The organism is Streptomyces sp. E-08 (assembly GCF_049913095.1).
GTDB lineage: Bacteria > Actinomycetota > Actinomycetes > Streptomycetales > Streptomycetaceae > Streptomyces.
In genome coordinates this window covers 1,750,387-1,766,549 of sequence record NZ_CP183971.1, presented here as the reverse complement: position 1 = coordinate 1,766,549, position 16,163 = coordinate 1,750,387, and the positions used below count along the sequence as shown (strand labels likewise).

The following is a 16,163-nucleotide window of genomic DNA, read 5'->3' as shown; positions in this document are numbered from 1 at the left end:
CCGGGCGACCGGTTATGCGGTGCTCCGGTCCGGGCCCGCCGATCACCGAGTCGTTGCATAAAAGTTCGGCGAGACGTATAGTCATGCCATCCATGAGGAGGGTTTCGATGACGGTACGAGTAGCAGTGGCGGGTGCGAGCGGATACGCGGGCGGAGAGCTCCTGCGTCTCCTCGTCGCCCACCCCCACGTGGAGATCGGCACACTGACCGGGCACTCCAACGCCGGCCAGCGCCTCGGGGCCCTCCAGCCCCACCTGCTCCCGCTCGCCGACCGCGTCCTCGCGCCCACCACGGCCGAGGAGCTCGCCGGACACGACGTGGTCTTCCTCGCGCTGCCGCACGGCCAGTCCGCCGCCGTCGCCGAGCAGCTCGGGCCCGACGTCCTCGTGGTCGACATGGGTGCCGACTTCCGCCTCAGGGACGCGGCCGACTGGGAGACGTACTACGGCTCCCCGCACGCCGGGACCTGGCCCTACGGCCTCCCCGAACTGCCCGGTGCCCGCGCCGCCCTCGAGGGGTCCAAGCGGGTCGCGGTCCCCGGCTGCTACCCGACGGCCGTCTCGCTCGCCCTCTTCCCGGCGTACGCGGAGGGCCTCGCCGAGCCCGAGGCCGTGATCGTCGCCGCCTCCGGCACCTCCGGCGCCGGCAAGGCCGCCAAGCCGCACCTGCTCGGCAGCGAGGTCATGGGCAACATGACCCCGTACGGCGTCGGAGGCGGCCACCGCCACACGCCCGAGATGATCCAGAACCTCAGCGGACCGGCGGGGGAGCGGGTCACCGTCTCCTTCACGCCGACCCTGGCGCCGATGCCCCGGGGCATCCTCGCCACCTGCACGGCCACCGCGAAGCCCGGCGTCACCGCCGGGACCGTACGGGCCGCGTACGAGAAGGCGTTCGCGGACGAGCCCTTCGTCCACCTGCTCCCCGAGGGGCAGTGGCCGGCCACGTCGTCCGTCTACGGTTCCAACGCCGTTCAGGTGCAGGTCGCGTACGACGCGAACGCGAACCGGATCATCGCCATCAGCGCCATCGACAACCTCACCAAGGGCACCGCCGGCGGCGCGGTGCAGAGCATGAACATCGCCCTCGGACTCCCCGAGGCCACCGGACTTTCCACGATTGGAGTCGCTCCGTGAGCGTCACCGCAGCGAAGGGATTCACGGCGGCGGGCATCGCCGCCGGGATCAAGCAGAACGGCAACCCGGACCTGGCCCTCGTGGTCAACACCGGGCCCCGCCGCGCCGCCGCGGGAGTCTTCACGTCCAACCGCGTCAAGGCCGCGCCCGTCCTCTGGTCCCAGCAGGTCCTCGCCGACGGCGAGCTCACGGCCGTCGTGCTCAACTCCGGCGGCGCCAACGCCTGCACCGGCCCGAAGGGCTTCCAGGACACCCACGCCACCGCCGAGAAGGTCGCCGACGTCCTCGGCATCGGCGCCGGCGAGGTCGCCGTCGCCTCCACCGGCCTCATCGGCGTCCTGCTCCCCATGGACAAGCTCCTGCCCGGCGTCGAGACCGCCGCGGCCGAACTCTCCGAGCACGGCGGCGAGAAGGCCGCCATCGCCATCAAGACCACCGACACCGTCCACAAGACCTCCGTGGTCACCAAGGACGGCTGGACGGTCGGCGGCATGGCCAAGGGCGCGGGCATGCTCGCCCCGGGCCTCGCCACCATGCTCGTGGTCCTCACCACCGACGCCGACGTCGACGCGAAGGGCCTCGACGCTGCCCTGCGCGGCGCCACCCGGCTCACCTTCGACCGGGTCGACTCCGACGGCTGCATGTCGACCAACGACACCGTCCTCCTCCTCGCCTCCGGCGCCGCCGGCGTCACCCCCGCGCAGGACGAGTTCGCCGAGGCCGTCCGGAGCGTCTGTGACGACCTCGCCCGCCAGCTCATCGGCGACGCCGAGGGCGCCAGCAAGGACATCCGCATCGAGGTGATCAACGCCGCGACCGAGGACGACGCCGTCGAGGTGGGCCGCTCCATCGCCCGCAACAACCTCCTCAAGTGCGCCATCCACGGCGAGGACCCCAACTGGGGCCGGGTGCTCTCCGCCATCGGCACCACGCAGGCGGCCTTCGAGCCCGACCGGCTCAACGTCGCCATCAACGGCGTCTGGGTGTGCAGGAACGGCTCCGTCGGCGAGGACCGCGACCTGGTCGACATGCGCTACCGGGAGGTCACCGTCACCGCCGACCTCGCCGCCGGCGCGGAGTCCGCCGTCATCTGGGCGAACGACCTCACCGCGGACTACGTCCACGAGAACAGCGCGTACTCGTCATGAGCAACACCGCGCGGAAGCACACCGCCCTCCCGAAGGCCCAGATCCTCATCGAGGCCCTGCCCTGGCTCACCCGCCACCACGGCAAGACCGTCGTCATCAAGTTCGGCGGCAACGCCATGATCGACGAGGACCTCAAGGCCGCCTTCGCCCAGGACGTCGTCTTCCTGCGCCACGCCGGCCTCAAGCCGGTCGTGGTGCACGGCGGCGGCCCCCAGATCAACCGCGCCCTCGACCAGGCCGGCCTGGTCAGCGAGTTCAAGGCCGGCCTGCGGGTCACCACTCCCGAGGCCATGGACGTCGTACGGATGGTCCTCGCCGGCCAGGTCCAGCGCGAGCTCGTCGGGCTGCTCAACCAGCACGGCCCCTTCGCCGTCGGCATGACCGGCGAGGACGCGCACACCATCACCGCCACCCAGCACCGGCCGGTCATCGAGGGCGAGCGGGTCGACATCGGCCGCGTCGGCGAGATCACCGCCATCGAGACCGGAGCCATCGAGGCGCTCCTGGAGGACGGCCGGATCCCGGTCATCTCCTCCATCGCCCGCTCCCAGGACGACGGACATGTCTACAACGTCAATGCTGATACGGCGGCTGCGGCACTCGCTGCGGCGCTGGGTGCCGAGACCCTGATGGTCCTGACCGACGTCGAGGGCCTCTACGAGGACTGGCCGAACAGCGACGAGGTCATCAGCAGGCTCACCGCGAGCCAGCTGGAGAAGCTGCTGCCCGATCTCTCCAGCGGCATGGTCCCCAAGATGGAGGGCTGCCTGCACGCCGTACGGAACGGGGTCACCACGGCCCGCGTCATCGACGGCCGGGTCCAGCACTCGATCCTGCTGGAGATCTTCACGGACGAGGGCATCGGCACGATGGTCGTCCCCGACGACCGGGGCGCCAAGAACGATCAGGGGGAGAAATGACCGGCAACACGGAGCTGACCCAGCGGTGGCAGGGCTCGCTCATGAACAACTACGGCACCCCCCGGCTGCCGCTGGTCCGCGGCGAGGGCGCCAAGGTCTGGGACGCCGACGGCAACGAGTACCTGGACTTCGTCGGCGGCATCGCCGTCAACGCCCTCGGCCACGCACACCCGGCGGTCGTCGAGGCCGTCACCCGGCAGATCCAGAGCCTCGGCCACGTCTCCAACCTCTTCGTCGCCGAGCCGCCCGTCGCCCTCGCCGAGCGGCTCCTGAGCCTCTTCGGCCGCCCCGGCAAGGTCTTCTTCTGCAACTCGGGCGCCGAGGCCAACGAGGCCGCGTTCAAGATCGGCCGGCTCACCGGCCGCTCCCACATGGTCGCCACCTCCGGCGGCTTCCACGGCCGGACCATGGGCTCCCTCGCGCTCACCGGCCAGCCCGGCAAGCAGACCCCCTTCCTGCCGCTCCCCGGCGACGTCACGCACGTGCCGTACGGGGACGTGGAGGCGCTGCGGGCCGCGGTCACCGAGGACACCGCCTTCGTCATCATCGAGCCCATCCAGGGCGAGAACGGCGTCGTCGTCCCCCCCGCCGGCTACCTCCGGGCCGCCCGGGAGATCACCCGCGCCAGCGGCACCCTGCTCGTCCTCGACGAGGTGCAGACCGGCGTCGGCCGGTGCGGCCACTGGTTCGAGTACCAGGCCCACGAGGGCGTCGAGCCGGACGTCGTGACCCTCGCCAAGGGCCTCGGCGGCGGCCTCCCGCTCGGCGCGACCGTCGCGTTCGGCGAGGCGGCGGAGCTCTTCGCGCCCGGCCACCACGGCACCACCTTCGGCGGCAACCCGGTCGCCTGCGCCGCCGGACTCGCCGTCCTGGACACCCTCGCCGCCGACGCGGCCCTCGACCACGTGAAGGCGGTAGGGGAGCGGCTGCGCCAGGGAATCGAGGGTCTGGGCCACCCGCTGGTCTCCCACGTCCGTGGTGCGGGCCTCCTGCTGGGTATCGTGCTCACCGGGCCCCTCGCACCCCAGGTGCAGCAGGCGGCCCAGGACGCCGGCCTCCTGGTGAACGCGCCCGCCCCCGACGTCGTACGGATCATGCCTCCGCTGGTCCTCACCGACGCCGAGGCGGACGCCTTCCTCCAGGCGCTGCCCGGGGTCCTGGACGAGGCGAACGGGCAAGGACGAACCGGAGAATGAGACGACGATGACCGACGCGCAGGAGAACGAGCACGGAGGGCCGTCCGTTCCGCAGACCCGCACCGCCCGCCACCGCAGGATCGTCGACATCCTCAACCGGCAGCCGGTGCGCTCGCAGAGCCAGCTCGCCAAGCTCCTCGCGGACGACGGGCTGAGCGTCACCCAGGCGACGCTCAGCCGTGACCTCGACGAGCTCGGCGCGGTGAAGATCCGCAACACGGGCGGCGAGCTGATCTACGCGGTGCCCAGCGAGGGCGGCTTCCGCACCCCGCAGGCGCCGCTCGGCGAGTCCGCCAAGGAGGAGCGCATGCGCCGCCTCTCCGGCGAACTGCTGATCTCCGCCGAGGCCTCCGCCAACCTGGTGGTGCTGCGGACCCCGCCGGGCGCCGCCCAGTTCCTCGCGTCGGCCATCGACCAGGCCGAACTCCACGCGATCCTCGGCACCATCGCGGGTGACGACACGCTGCTGCTCATCAGCCGCGACCCGACGGGCGGTCAGGCGCTCGCCGACCACCTGCTGAAGCTGGCCCAGAAGTAGCGGCCCGGCTCAGTACCGCGTGATCGCCGTCGGACCGCCCCGCGTTCCGACGGCGATGTGCGGTCGGCGTGCGGGATCCGCCCAGGCGAGGACCGCGCGCGTCGCGACGGCCGGTACGCAGACGCAACCGGCCGTCGCCCCGCACCCGTCGGCGTGCGGGAAGAGCCCCCGCCGGCGTCGGCCGTCCGCTCGGGCAGCGGTACGCGCGCGGGTGCGGGCGCGCCGCCCGGGGAGAGCAGGGCGGCGCCGGGAACGAGCAGGGTCCGCATGGCCGTGACGCTGGAACTGCGCCCGCGGCCCCGCCCGTCGTGCGGGGCTATCCGGCGGGCAGCGGGGGCAGTGGGAGCGGCAGCGCGGGCAGCCCGTCGAGGCTGCTCGCGATGTGGTCCTTGCGCTCGCAGTACGCGTTGAACTCGTCGTCCGTCTTCCGGTTGAAGTACTCGGCGTGCAGCGCCCGGTCCTCCTGGTACTCCATCAGCGGCACCGCGAACCCGCAGGCGTCGCTGACCCTGCGCGCGTGCACGAGGACGATCGCCCGCGCGCTGCCCTGCCCCTCGACGGCCTCGGCGGGGAACCGCGCGAACAGCTCGCTCCAGCGCGGGTCGTCCCGCAGCACGGCTTCGCCGGTCCCGTGCACCCGGACGACGGTCGGCGGTCCGGAGAAGGCCGTCCACATCAGTGTGATCCGGCCGTTCCCCGGCTCCCGCAGATGCGCGATCGTCTCGGCGCCGCTGCCGCCGAAGTCGACGTAGGCGAGGGTCAGTTCGTCGAGCACGACGAGCGTGCCCCGGCGGCCCTTGGGGGAGAGGTTGACGTGCCCGTCGCCGGCGAGGGGAGCGGTGGCGGTGAAGAACACCGGCTGCTCCTCGATGAAGGCCCGCAGCCGCCCGTCGATGTGTTCATATGTCTTACCCATGGCGGGCATTCTCCTCGTGCCGACCGCCAGGGGGATACCCGTCTCAGGCTCCGGTCGCCCGGTGGGAACCGCGCCCGAAAGGGAGGCGGAGCATCCGGAGGGCCCGGCGCGTGCGGAGCGCCCATATGTGCGCGTGATCGCCCTCGGCCCCGGCGCCGCCCTCCGCCCGGTGCCCGGCGCGATCCGGCGCCGTGGCCTCGCACGCGAACTCCCCTTCCGGCGGGAGCAGGGCGCCGACCGGAAGGTGGTCCGCCCACGGAGCCAGGGCCAGCGCGGCCGCGCGGGCCACCCGCGGCGAGTCGTCGTTCAGGAGCGGTGCGAGGCGCTCGAACCCGGCGGCGTCGAACCGTACGGCGTCCAGCACGCGCAGCCCCGCCACGGCGCTCGCCCGCACCCGGGGCCGTGCGTGCCCCGTGAGCGCCCAGAGCGCGTCGGCGTCCGCGGCCCGGTCGCCGCACTCGGCGAGGCCGAGCGGAGCGTCGAGGGGCACCGCGTCCCCGGCCGCGCAGGCGGCACGGTAGAGCGGCAGGGGGTCCGTGCCCGTCTGTCGCAGGACCCAGCGCGCGCACGCGCGCACGAGCGCCGACCGGTCGTACAGGAACGGCTCGGCCTCGTCGGCCCGCCCCGCCGCCCGCAGCGCCGTGACGCCCGCCGCCCGCACACGGCCGAGCCGGGCGCCGAGCAGGGGGGCGAGGACGCTCTCGTCGACCGCGCCGCCCGCCGCGGCGAGCGCCGCCTCCGCGCACAGGTCCAGGACGAGCACGTCGTGACCGGCGGCGGCGATCGCCGCGAGCCGGGCGGGGGAGAGCAGGCCGCGCTCGACGGCGATCCGGTGCGCGAGCCGTCGTACGGACCGCTCCTCACTGTCCAGGAGCGCGAGCGGACCGGCTTCGGGACCCTCCCGGAGGGCCGTGGTCAGCAGCTCCTGGGCGGCGCCCCCGCGCAGCCGGTCCCCGGTGCGGAGGGCCACCGCGGTGAGGCGGCCGAGGGCCTCGGGCGCGAGCCCCGGAAGCTCCGCGCGGAGCACGGCGAGGGCCCGGAGCCGTACCGGCTCGGCCCAGTCGGCGCACCGGACGACGACCAGGGGGAGAAGCTCGGGGAAGCGGCCCACGTGGTGCAGCGCGGCCTCCCTGATCCGGCCGTCGGGGCCGCACAGGGCGACGGCCACCTCGGGCGCGGTGGGGCCCCGGTCCGCGGCGGCGGGGAACCACGTGTGCGCGGGGGCGATGCCGGGGTCCCGTCGGAGACCGGCCCGGATGTGCAGGTCGAGGTCGGTCCACGCGCCCGTGCCGGAGCCCTGGAGGGTCTGGGCGAGGCGCTCGGCGACGTCGTCGAAGGGGGTGTTCGGCATGGCGTGGAGCGTAGATCCGGGGTGGCGGCGGTGTCGCCGGATATAAGGGGGGCGGCCCCGGAATCGCGTTGACAAAACATACGGAGGATTGCATAGTTATGCCAGCGGTACACCCCACCCTTCCGAGGAGCAGTAGCTGTGAGCAGCAACAACGGTGACGTCCGGCTCTGGGGCGGACGGTTCGCCGACGGCCCCGCCGAGGCCCTGGCGAAGCTCTCCGCTTCGGTCCACTTCGACTGGCGTCTGGCGCCGTACGACATCGCCGGATCCCGTGCCCACGCGCGCGTGCTGCACAAGGCGGGCCTGCTCACCGAGGACGAGCTGACCCGCATGCTCGCCGGGCTCGACCAGCTGGAGGCGGACGTCGCCGACGGCTCCTTCGTCGGCACCATCGCCGACGAGGACGTCCACACCGCCCTGGAGCGGGGTCTCCTGGAGCGCCTCGGCCCGGACCTCGGCGGCAAGCTGCGCGCCGGCCGGTCCCGGAACGACCAGGTCGCGACCCTCTTCCGGATGTACCTGCGGGACCACGCCCGGATCATCGGCGGCCTCGTCGCCGACCTCCAGGACGCCCTCGTCGGCCTCGCCGAGGCCCACCCGGCCGTCGCGATGCCCGGCCGTACGCACCTCCAGCACGCCCAGCCGGTGCTCTTCGCCCACCACGTCCTCGCCCACGCCCAGTCCCTCTCCCGGGACGCCGAGCGGCTGCGGCAGTGGGACACCCGGACGGCGGTCTCCCCGTACGGCTCCGGCGCCCTCGCGGGCTCCTCCCTCGGGCTCGACCCGGAGGCGGTCGCGAAGGACCTCGGCTTCGAGCGGGGCTCGGCCGGCAACTCGATCGACGGCACGGCCTCCCGCGACTTCGTCGCCGAGTTCGCCTTCATCACGGCGATGATCGGCGTCAACCTCTCGCGGATCGCCGAGGAGATCATCATCTGGAACACGAAGGAGTTCTCCTTCGTGACCCTGCACGACGCCTTCTCCACCGGCTCGTCGATCATGCCGCAGAAGAAGAACCCCGACATCGCCGAGCTGGCGCGTGGCAAGTCCGGCCGCCTCATCGGCAACCTCTCCGGCCTGATGGCCACCCTGAAGGCCCTCCCGCTCGCCTACAACCGCGACCTCCAGGAGGACAAGGAGCCGGTCTTCGACTCCTGCGACCAGCTGGAGATCCTGCTCCCCGCCTTCACCGGCATGATGGCGACGCTCACGGTCAACCGGGAGCGCATGGAGGAGCTGGCCCCGGCCGGCTTCTCGCTCGCCACCGACATCGCCGAGTGGCTGGTCAAGCAGGGCGTGCCGTTCCGGGTGGCGCACGAGGTGGCCGGCGAGTGCGTGAAGGTCGCCGAGTCCGAGGGCAAGGAGCTGGACGAGCTCACGGACGAGCAGTTCGCCAAGATCTCCGAGCACCTCACCCCCGAGGTCCGCACCGTCCTGAACGTCCCCGGCGCCCTCGCCTCCCGCGACGGCCGCGGCGGCACCGCCCCCTCGGCGGTCGCCGTCCAGCTGGTCGAGGTCAAGGCGGACCTGGTCATCCAGCACGCCTGGGCCGAGGCCAAGAAGTAGCACTCAGCCCGTCACAGCGCCGCCGCCCACTCCGCGAGCGCGTCGAAGTCCGGCCGGATCAGTCCGATCCGGGGATCGACGTGCAGCAACAGGGCGGCGGCGAGGTGTTTCTGCTCCACGTACTCGTGGTCGTACGGCGTGATGTCGTCGTCCACCCATGCGAACGGCCGCCCCGCCGCGTACTCCAGGATGTACTGGGTCTTCCAGAACGTCCCGCGCGGGGCGGCCCCGTGCATCTTCGGCCAGTCGATGAACGGCAGCTCGGGGAGCCCGAGGTGCGGCCCGATCCAGTCGTTCGCCTCGCCCTTCCAGGTCGTCGCCCACACCAGCTCGTACGCCCCGGCGAGTGCGCGCAGCTCCGCGCCGTGGTCCGGATTGAGCCACACCCGAAGCGGCTTCGCTTCGAACCAGCCGCTCGGCCGCATCCGGTGCGTGGCGTACCCCTCCGGGCGCCGCTCGCGTTGCGCCGCGTAGGGATTCAGTGGACCGTCGACATCGATCAGCAGCAGTGGCCTGGTCATCTTCACAGCTTTCCGCTCCCACCCGCGATGAGGCGTTGATTTATCGAATGAGACATTGATGTCTCATTAGGTGTATGGTTGTCTCATGTCAGTCGATCGCACCCAGGTGCTCCGTGCCGCCGCGGCCCTGCTCACCCGCAAGGCGACCGCCACCATGGACGAGGTCGCCCGGGCCGCCGGGATCGGCCGGGCCACGCTGCACCGGCACTTCGCGGGGCGGGACGCCCTGGTGCGGGCGCTCGAAGAGCTCGGGATCCAGGAGCTGGAGGCGGCCCACGACCGGGCCCGCACCCACGAGGGCCCCGCCGACGAGGGCGTACGACGGCTCGTCGCCGAGGTCGAGGACGTCGCACCGCTGCTGTCGTTCCTCGTCACCGAGAACCAGCTCTTCGAGGGCGACCAGCAGAACGACGGCTGGGAACGCCTCGACGCCCGGGTCTCCGCCCTCTTCCGGCGAGGCCAGGAGGAGGGCGTCTTCCGCATCGACCTGACCCCCGCCTGGCTCACCGAGGCCTTCTACGGGCTCATCGGATCCGGCGCCTGGGCCGTGCAGGACGGCCGGGTCGCCGCCAAGGACTTCCAGTACATGATCGTCGAGCTGCTGCTCGGCGGAGCGCGCAGGAGCGTGGAGAAGTGATCACCAGCACGATCAAGACCGAGAGCCATATCGAGGGCGCGCACCGCCCCGGCCGGTGGCTCGCCCTCTCCGTGCTCGTCCTGGCCGTCCTCCTCGTGGCGGTCGACGCCACGGTGCTGGGCCTCGCCACCCCCTTCCTCTCCGAGGACCTCGAGCCCACCGGCAACCAGCTGCTCTGGATCGGCGACGTCTACTCCTTCGTGATCGCCGGACTCCTGGTCTCCATGGGCAGCCTCGGCGACCGCATCGGCCGCAAGAAGCTCCTGCTGATCGGTGCCACCGCCTTCGGCGCCGTCTCGGTCCTGAACGCCTACGCGACCAGCCCCGAGATGATGATCGTCGCCCGCGCCCTCCTCGGCGTCGCCGGCGCGACCCTGATGCCGTCGACCCTGGCGCTCATCCGCAACCTCTTCCACGACCCCCGCGAGCGCAGCCTCGCCATCGGCATCTGGGGTGCCATGGCCTCGGCCGGCGCCGCCGTCGGACCGATCGTCGGCGGGTTCCTCCTGGAGCACTTCTGGTGGGGCTCGGTCTTCCTCATCAACCTGCCCGTCATGGCCGTCCTCGTCCTCGTCGGCGCGAAGCTGATCCCCGAGTCGAAGAACCCGAACCCCGGCCCCTGGGACGTGGCCAGCGTCGCCCTGTCCCTCGTCGGCGTCATCGGAATCGTGTACGCCGTCAAGGAACTGGCCTCCCACGGCCTCTCCCCGGACGCCGGCGTCGCCGCGCTCATCGGTGTGGCCGGCCTGGCCGGGTTCGTCCGCAGGCAGCTGACCCTGCCCGTGCCGCTCCTGGACATGCGCCTCTTCCGGCACCGCGGGTTCTCCGGGGCCGTCGCCTCCGACCTGCTGACCATCCTCGGCCTCTCCGGCCTGGTGTTCTTCCTGTCCCAGTTCTTCCAGCTGGTCCAGGGCCGCCAGCCGCTGGAGGCCGGACTCGCCGAACTCCCCGCCGCGATCGGCGCGGTGACGGCCGGTCTGCTCGCCGGTGTCGTCGCCCGCCGCTTCTCCGTACGGTCCGTGGTGGCCGGCGGTCTCGCCGCGGTCGGCCTGTCCCTCGCCGTCCTGACGACGCTCGACCAGCACACCGGCTACCCGCTGCTCGGCGCGAGCCTCCTCGTCGTCGGCGTGGGCGCGGGCTTCTCCTTCACCGTGACCGCGGACGTGATCCTCTCCAGCGTCCCGAAGGAGCAGGCCGGATCCGCCTCCGCCGTCTCCGAGACCGCATACGAACTGGGCGCCGCGCTCGGCATCGCCATCCTCGGTTCGATCGTGACCGGGATCTACCGGGGCTTCGCCGTCCCGGCCGGTGTCCCCTCGGACGTCGCGTCGGCCGCCCACGAGTCGCTCGGCGGCGCGGTCGAGGCGTCCGGCGGTCTCGCCCCCGAGACGGCGAGCGCCCTGGTGTCCTCCGCCCAGGAGGCCTTCGTCGACGGCCTGCGGATCGCGTCCGGCGTCGGCGCGGCGGTCCTCCTCGCGACGGCGGTCGCGGCCTGGTTCCTGCTGAAGGGCCAGAAGCTGGAGGACGGCGTCGAGCACTGACGCACCCGCCGAAGACGGAAGTGCCCCGTACGGCCGAAAGGCGTACGGGGCACTTCCCTGTGTACGAGCGGGGTTACGCCGCCTTCGCCTTCGTGGCGTACATGTCCACGTACTCCTGCCCGGAGAGGCGCATCACCTCGGCCATCACCGAGTCCGTCACCGCCCGGAGCACGTACCGGTCGCGGTCCATCCCGTCGTACCGCGAGAACTCCATCGCCTCGCCGAAGCGGACCGTCACCTTGCCCGGGCGCGGGAAGCCCGCACCGCCCGGCTGGATCTTGTCGGTGCCGATCATCGCGAACGGGATGACCGGCGCGCCCGTCATCAGGGTCAGCCGCGCGATGCCCGTACGGCCCCGGTACAGCCGGCCGTCGGGGGAGCGGGTGCCCTCCGGGTAGATCGAGAAGATCTTGCCCTCCTCCAGCACACGACGGCCCGTCATCAGCGCCGCCACACCACCGCGGCCGCCGTCCCGGTCCACCGGGATCATGCCGACGCTGGTGAAGAACCAGGCCATCGCCCGGCCCTTGAGGCCCTTGCCCGTCACGTACTCGTCCTTGCCGATGAAGTAGACCGGACGGTCCAGGCAGATCGGCATGATCATCGAATCGATGAAGGTCAGGTGGTTGCCCGCGAGGATCACGGGACCCGTACCCGGGATGTTCTCGGCGCCCTCCACGCGGGGGCGGAACATCAGGCGCATGACCGGCCCGAGCACTGCCTTGATGATCGCGAGACGGGACAACGGTTCCTCCGGTGGGAAGCGGGTCGGTCGAGCCTGTCGAACCGACGGCTGCAGCTGGCGACGATACTCGCGGGTCACCCTCACGCGCACATCGGGTTCACCGAGTGGATACGCAGTGTTGACGTGTGTTTCCGCCATGTTCGGCCGAGGTCTGCCGCCCGTAGGGGCCCGCTGCCTAGCGTCGGGGACAACAGTTGGCAGGTGCGGGACATCACACCGCGGCTCACACAGGAGGATCCCTCATGACCCAGGGCGAACGCCGGATCCCGGCACGGCGCACGGTTCTCGGAGCGGCGGGCGCCACCGTCCTCGGCGCCTCCACGGTCCTCGCCGCCGGCACCGGTAGCGCGCAGGCCGCCGCGGCGGACCGGGGCGAGGACCGCACGCCCGGCCGCGGCCAGGGCTACCGCTCCCTGCCCGTCCCCACCGTCATCGGCCACCGGGGCGCCAGCGGTTACCGGCCCGAGCACACCCTCGGCTCCTACCGGCACGCCCTCGACCTCGGCGCCCACGTCGTCGAGCAGGACCTCGTCCCCACCCGGGACGGACACCTGGTCTGCCGCCACGAGAACGACATCACCGGCACCACCGACGTCGCCGACCACCCCGAGTTCGCCTCCCGCAGGACCACCAAGACCGTCGACGGCGTCGCGCTCACCGGCTGGTTCACCGAGGACTTCACGCTCGCCGAGCTCAAGACCCTGCGGGCCAAGGAGCGCATCCCCGCCACCCGCCAGGAGAACACCCTCTACGACGGCCGCTGGACCATCCCCACCTTCGAGGAGGTGCTGCGCTGGGCCGAGGACGAGGGCCGCCGCCGGGGCCGCGAGGTCTGGCTCCACGTCGAGACCAAGCACCCCAGCTACTTCCGCTCCCTCGGCCTCGGCCTGGAGGAGCGGCTCGCGAAGCTCCTGCGCCGGTACGGACGCCACCGCGCGAACTCCCCGGTCTTCCTCCAGTCCTTCGAGCCCAGCAGCATCCAGCGCCTGGCGAAGCTGGTCGACGCCCCCGGCGTCGTCCTGCTCTCCGGAGCGGGCAGCCGCCCCTGGGACTTCGTCGAGGCCGGCGACCCGCGCACCGTCGCCGACCTGGTCACCCCCGAGGGCCTGCGCTGGATCGCCTCCTACGCGCAGGGCATCGGCCCCACGCTCGACCTCGTCATCCCGAAGGACGCGAGCGGCCGGCTCGGCACCCCGACCACCCTCGTCCGCGACGCGCACGCCCAGGGGCTGATCCTCCACCCGTACACGCACCGCAACGAGAACACCTTCCTGCCCGCGGAGTACCGCAGGGGCACGGACCCGACGGCGTACGGCGACGCCTTCGGGTCCCTCAAGCGGTACCTGGAGACGGGGATCGACGGCATCTTCGCGGACAACCCGGACACGGCGCTGCTCGCCGCCGCGGACCTCGCGGGACGCGACTGACCCGGACCCCGGAGGGGGGCCGTACGGGCGGACCGCCGGACCGTACGACCCCCTCCCGGGTGGTTTACGCCCCGTACCGCAACCACGGCCACGGACCCCGGCATCGTGCCGGTCATGACCACCTCCGAGACCGCCCCCGCCCCGGAAGCCCAGGCCCGGGTGACCGCCCCCGAGACCGCGCCCGCCCCCGAAGCCCAGGCCCGGGTGACCGCCCCCGGCCTCCTCGCCGCCCTCGCCCCGCTGCTCTCCGCCGAGTCCGACGCCGAGGCGCCGGCCGCCGGCGTCGAGCCGAGTGACCTCGAACAGGCCGTCTGGCTCCGCCTCCTGGAGCAGCTCGAGGAGACCGGCGCCGCCCCGGAACGCCCCGCCGAATGGCTGCGCCGGGCCGTCCGCGCGGAGGCGCGCCGCGCCCGCAGGACCCACGACCGGGAACGCCCCTACCAGGACGAACCCGTCGACGCGTCCGGCGGCGCCGAACCCCACGGCTCCCCGGAACGCTCGCTGTTGGCCGCCGAAGGGCGCCGCAGCCTCCGCGCCGCCGTCACCAGGACACCCGGCCGCTGCCCGAAGGTGCTCACCGCGATGCTCGACCCGGAGGACCCCACGTACCGGGAAATCGCAGGAGAGTTGGGTATCTCACAGGGCAGTCTGGGGCCGATGCGTTCCCGATGCCTGGGATGCCTGCGCAGAATGCTCGCGGCAGAGGTTCCCGCCCCGGGTCGACGGGGAAGGGTGCGGTAAACCGATGATCGACCAGATGAGCGGGAGGCGTGCACACATGGGTCTGAGTGTGACCATCTCAGCGGCGGACGCGCAGGACGCGGAGCACATCCTGAAGCTGCAGTACCTCTGCTACCAGAGCGAGGCGGAGCTGTACGGGGACTGGTCCATCGAACCGCTCACCCAGTCGCTCGACGCCCTGCGCGCCGAACTGGACGAGGGGTACGGGCTCGTGGCCCGGCTCGGCAACGAGGTCGTCGCCTCCGTGCGGGCCCGCCTCGACGAGGACGGCACCGTGCGGATCGCCAAGCTGATCGTCCACCCGCGCATGCAGCGGCACGGCCTCGGCGGACGCCTCCTCGACGGCATCGAGCGCCACTTCGCGGCCGCCACCGCTCCCGCGACGGCGTCCGCCAAGCGCTTCCAGCTCTTCACCGGCCACCGCAGCGAGGGCAACCTGCGTCTCTACCGCAGCAAGGGCTACGCGCAGGTGGGCACCCGGGAGCTCGGCCCGAGGCTCACCCTCGTGACCCTGGAGAAGGCCGCCTAGGCGGCCTTGGCCGCCTTCCGCAGCCACCAGATGCCGGTCAGCGGCAGCAGCACCGGAATGAAGACGTAGCCGTAGCCGAAGTCCGACCAGACCGTGGCGTCCGGGAAGGCGGACGGATCCACCAGCGTCCAGGTCCCCACGATCAGTACGCCCGCGAGCTCGGCGGCGCAGCACACCAGCGCCGCCCTGCGGGCCTTCTCCCCGCCGCGCACCAGCGTGTACGTGATGAAGACGTAGACCACCGCCGCCACCGCCGACAGGCTGTACGCGAGCGGCGCGCGGTCGAACTCGGTGGCGATCTGGTAGATCGAGCGGGAGACCGCGCCGACCGACATCACGCCGTACAGCCAGACCAGCAGCATGCCCGGGCCCGTGACGAGCCGGGCCTTTCCCTGGGTCTCGGTCGCGGTCATGGTCAGCCCACCGTCCAGATGTCGTAGAGACGCACTTCGAGCACGGCCAGGACGACCGCGCCGGCCGCCACCGTCGCCGAACCCCACCGGCTCCGCTCCGCGAGCGACATGAAGCCGGCGATGGGGACCGCGCACAGCGCGCCGAGCAGATAGGCGACGAAGATCGTCGTGCCTTCCTCGGCCTTCTCGCCGCGCGCCAGCTGCACGATGCCGGCGATCAGCTGGACCAGGACCAGGAAGGTCACCACGGCCATGCCGATGAAGTGCCAGTCCTTGGTCGGCTGGTCACGGAAGGCGGCGAAGCCGCACCAGGCGGCGAGGGCGAGCGCGGCCACGGAGACCGCGACCGTCAGGGCGTCAAGCATGCGCCCGAGGGTATTACGGGCCGAATGGCCCGATGCGCTCGACCCCCGGCTCGCCGGGGGAGGGGCCGGGGCCCGCCGGCCGCGTGGCCTTGGCCACATCCGGGCCCCGGTGACGGTCCCCGCCGGGTCCGCGCCCGGGGGCGCTTCCCTCCAGGCCACGCGGGGGAAGGCACGCCGGCCGGCGCCTCCTGCGCGTCCGCATGGCGTCTCAACGACGTCCGCTATTCGGACACGCCCCTTCCCTTCGCAGCTGCGCATGTTTTACTTGCAGACATGACCACGACGAGCAGCCGCACCCTTGCGACCGAGGCGAACACGACGCCCGGTGCTCGTTGTATGTGTCGAATGTGCGCCATCTGAGGGCCCCCGCCTGAGCCTCGCGCCCCGAAGCGAGACCCCGACGGCCGAGCCGATCCGCCCGCCATCCGGCGCCGGACCGTGCCTGCCCCGCGCACCGCTGCCGCCCGGCCACC

General features: G+C 72.4%; 17 protein-coding genes. 11 read left to right on the top strand and 6 right to left on the bottom strand.

Translation table 11 applies throughout. The annotated features are described in order from the left end of the window. Positions 1-107: 107 nt before the first annotated feature. The 5 genes from argC to ACN9MM_RS08050 are packed head-to-tail and all read left to right on the top strand — an operon-like array spanning position 108 to position 4,938. Complete coding sequence (argC, locus tag ACN9MM_RS08070) at positions 108-1,136, top strand: N-acetyl-gamma-glutamyl-phosphate reductase (protein WP_426362979.1); 1,029 nt, start codon at positions 108-110, stop codon at positions 1,134-1,136. Beyond that, positions 1,133-2,284: a bifunctional glutamate N-acetyltransferase/amino-acid acetyltransferase ArgJ gene (gene argJ, locus ACN9MM_RS08065; RefSeq protein ID WP_426362978.1), complete on the top strand. Its 1,152-nt coding sequence runs from the start codon at positions 1,133-1,135 to the stop codon at positions 2,282-2,284. Before argC ends, argJ begins: the two co-directional genes overlap by 4 nt. After that, complete coding sequence (argB, locus tag ACN9MM_RS08060; protein WP_382867057.1) at positions 2,281-3,204, top strand: acetylglutamate kinase; 924 nt, start codon at positions 2,281-2,283, stop codon at positions 3,202-3,204. Before argJ ends, argB begins: the two co-directional genes overlap by 4 nt. After that, positions 3,201-4,400, top strand: coding sequence for an acetylornithine transaminase (locus ACN9MM_RS08055; protein ID WP_426362977.1), 1,200 nt, complete (start codon positions 3,201-3,203; stop codon positions 4,398-4,400). The genes argB and ACN9MM_RS08055 overlap by 4 nt, the downstream gene beginning before the upstream one ends. Positions 4,401-4,407: 7 nt before the next feature. After that, positions 4,408-4,938: an arginine repressor gene (locus tag ACN9MM_RS08050; protein WP_033206443.1), complete on the top strand. Its 531-nt coding sequence runs from the start codon at positions 4,408-4,410 to the stop codon at positions 4,936-4,938. 316 nt (positions 4,939-5,254) lie between these two features. On the opposite strand, the gene ACN9MM_RS08045 is transcribed toward ACN9MM_RS08050, so the two are convergent. Further along, a complete protein-coding gene (locus ACN9MM_RS08045) occupies positions 5,255-5,854 on the bottom strand; it encodes a pyridoxamine 5'-phosphate oxidase family protein (protein WP_426362976.1) in 600 nt (199 codons plus the stop codon). Between the two features lie 43 nt (positions 5,855-5,897). Next, a complete protein-coding gene (locus ACN9MM_RS08040) occupies positions 5,898-7,205 on the bottom strand; it encodes a hypothetical protein (RefSeq protein WP_426362975.1) in 1,308 nt (435 codons plus the stop codon). Positions 7,206-7,343: 138 nt separating this feature from the next. Here ACN9MM_RS08040 and argH point away from each other — a divergent pair, with 138 nt between their 5' ends. After that, positions 7,344-8,771 (top strand): argininosuccinate lyase, encoded by a 1,428-nt coding sequence (argH, locus tag ACN9MM_RS08035; protein ID WP_426362974.1) that lies wholly within the window; start codon positions 7,344-7,346, stop codon positions 8,769-8,771. A gap of 11 nt (positions 8,772-8,782) precedes the next feature. Here argH and ACN9MM_RS08030 read toward each other — a convergent pair whose 3' ends face one another. Then, positions 8,783-9,292: an HAD domain-containing protein gene (locus tag ACN9MM_RS08030; protein WP_426362973.1), complete on the bottom strand. Its 510-nt coding sequence runs from the start codon at positions 9,290-9,292 to the stop codon at positions 8,783-8,785. Between the two features lie 85 nt (positions 9,293-9,377). Here ACN9MM_RS08030 and ACN9MM_RS08025 point away from each other — a divergent pair, with 85 nt between their 5' ends. Both ACN9MM_RS08025 and ACN9MM_RS08020 read left to right on the top strand, forming a co-directional pair. Beyond that, positions 9,378-9,929, top strand: a complete 552-nt coding sequence (locus ACN9MM_RS08025; RefSeq protein WP_426362972.1) for a TetR/AcrR family transcriptional regulator — start codon at positions 9,378-9,380, stop codon at positions 9,927-9,929. Beyond that, positions 9,926-11,470 carry an MFS transporter gene (locus ACN9MM_RS08020; protein WP_426362971.1) on the top strand — a complete coding sequence of 515 codons (1,545 nt, stop codon included), beginning with the start codon at positions 9,926-9,928 and terminating at the stop codon, positions 11,468-11,470. Before ACN9MM_RS08025 ends, ACN9MM_RS08020 begins: the two co-directional genes overlap by 4 nt. A 73-nt stretch (positions 11,471-11,543) precedes the next feature. On the opposite strand, the gene ACN9MM_RS08015 is transcribed toward ACN9MM_RS08020, so the two are convergent. Next, entirely contained in the window at positions 11,544-12,215 is a 672-nt protein-coding gene (locus ACN9MM_RS08015; RefSeq protein WP_382867035.1) for a lysophospholipid acyltransferase family protein, read from the bottom strand. Positions 12,216-12,457: 242 nt separating this feature from the next. Between ACN9MM_RS08015 and ACN9MM_RS08010 the strand changes: the two genes are divergently transcribed. The 3 genes from ACN9MM_RS08010 (at position 12,458) to ACN9MM_RS08000 (ending at position 14,912) form a co-directional block, all read left to right on the top strand. Further along, positions 12,458-13,642, top strand: coding sequence for a glycerophosphodiester phosphodiesterase (locus ACN9MM_RS08010; protein WP_426362970.1), 1,185 nt, complete (start codon positions 12,458-12,460; stop codon positions 13,640-13,642). A 114-nt stretch (positions 13,643-13,756) separates the two neighbouring features. Then, complete coding sequence (locus ACN9MM_RS08005) at positions 13,757-14,383, top strand: sigma-70 family RNA polymerase sigma factor (RefSeq protein WP_426362969.1); 627 nt, start codon at positions 13,757-13,759, stop codon at positions 14,381-14,383. A gap of 37 nt (positions 14,384-14,420) precedes the next feature. After that, positions 14,421-14,912, top strand: coding sequence for a GNAT family N-acetyltransferase (locus ACN9MM_RS08000; protein WP_426362968.1), 492 nt, complete (start codon positions 14,421-14,423; stop codon positions 14,910-14,912). Here the strand turns inward: ACN9MM_RS08000 and ACN9MM_RS07995 are convergent. Together ACN9MM_RS07995 and ACN9MM_RS07990 are read right to left on the bottom strand one after the other, a co-directional pair. Further along, positions 14,909-15,325, bottom strand: coding sequence for a hypothetical protein (locus tag ACN9MM_RS07995; RefSeq protein WP_426362967.1), 417 nt, complete (start codon positions 15,323-15,325; stop codon positions 14,909-14,911). The two genes, ACN9MM_RS08000 and ACN9MM_RS07995, sit on opposite strands and share 4 nt — an antisense overlap. A gap of 2 nt (positions 15,326-15,327) precedes the next feature. Then, positions 15,328-15,690, bottom strand: coding sequence for a hypothetical protein (locus ACN9MM_RS07990; RefSeq protein WP_382867021.1), 363 nt, complete (start codon positions 15,688-15,690; stop codon positions 15,328-15,330). Positions 15,691-16,163: the final 473 nt, after the last annotated feature.